General features: G+C 59.2%; 1 protein-coding gene. It reads left to right on the top strand.

The features are described 5' to 3' along the window. The coding region (locus tag QMG93_RS34930; RefSeq protein WP_281944505.1) for a condensation domain-containing protein at window positions 1-1085 on the top strand (1085 nt) is incomplete at both ends.

Here is a 1085-nt window from a genome sequence, read left to right as displayed (position 1 = left end):
CGGCGGCGATTCGATCAAAGCGATCCAAATTTCATCCCGGCTGCAGCAGGCCGGTTACAGACTGGAAATCCGGGACTTGTTTGCCCGTCCGACCATAGCGGAGCTGAGTCCCTATGTGCAAAAGGCCAGCCGGACGGCAGACCAAGGAGAAGCGAAGGGCGAGGTCGGGCTGACGCCGATTCAACGCTGGTTCTTCGACCGGCAGCAGGCCGAGCCGCATCACTACAACCAAGCGGTTATGCTGCACCGGGAGCAGGGCTTCGACGAACTGGCGCTAGCGAAGACGATGAAGAAGATCGCGGAGCATCACGACGCGCTTCGCATGGTGTTCCGCAAGGGCGAAAGCGGGTATGAAGCCTGGAATCGCGGCGTGGGCGAAGGCGAGCTGTATAGCCTGGAGCTGATCGATCTAAGGCGCGAAGGGGCGGACGTTGCCCAGGTGGTTCAAGCCAAGGCCAGCGAAATTCAAGCAAGCATTGACCTGAGCGAAGGGCCTCTGATGAAGCTGGCATTGTTCCGGTGCGCGGACGGCGACCATCTGTTGATCGTCATTCACCATTTGGCGGTGGACGGGGTGTCGTGGCGGATTTTATTGGAGGATATCTCCACAGGCTATGAGGAAGCCGTGCAGGGACAGCCGATTCGGCTTCCACAAAAAACGGATTCGTTCCAGATGTGGGCGCAGCGGCTGGCGCAGTATGCCAACGGCTCGGCGATGGAACGCGAACGGGAATATTGGCGGCAGATTGAACGGGAACTGGAGCAAGCAAGTAGCGCGCGACTGCCTAAAGATCACGACACGCAGGAGAAAGCCCTGCTTCGAGACAGCGAAACGATTACGGTGCAGTGGACGCAAGAAGAAACGGAGCAGCTTTTGAAGCAGGCGCCCCGGGCGTATAACACGGAAGTGAACGATCTGCTGCTGACGGCGTTAGGGACGACGATCCACGAATGGACCGGGATGGAGCAGGTGCCGGTAAATTTGGAAGGACACGGCCGGGAGTCAATTCTGCCGGATCTGGACATTACGCGCACCGTCGGATGGTTTACGAGCCAATACCCGGTGGTGCTGCAGGTAGCCGGGG

It is taken from the genome of Paenibacillus tyrphae (assembly GCF_027925525.1).
Classification (GTDB): Bacteria; Bacillota; Bacilli; order Paenibacillales; family NBRC-103111; genus Paenibacillus_G; species Paenibacillus_G tyrfis_B.
This window is presented reverse-complemented; position numbering and strand designations above follow the sequence as displayed.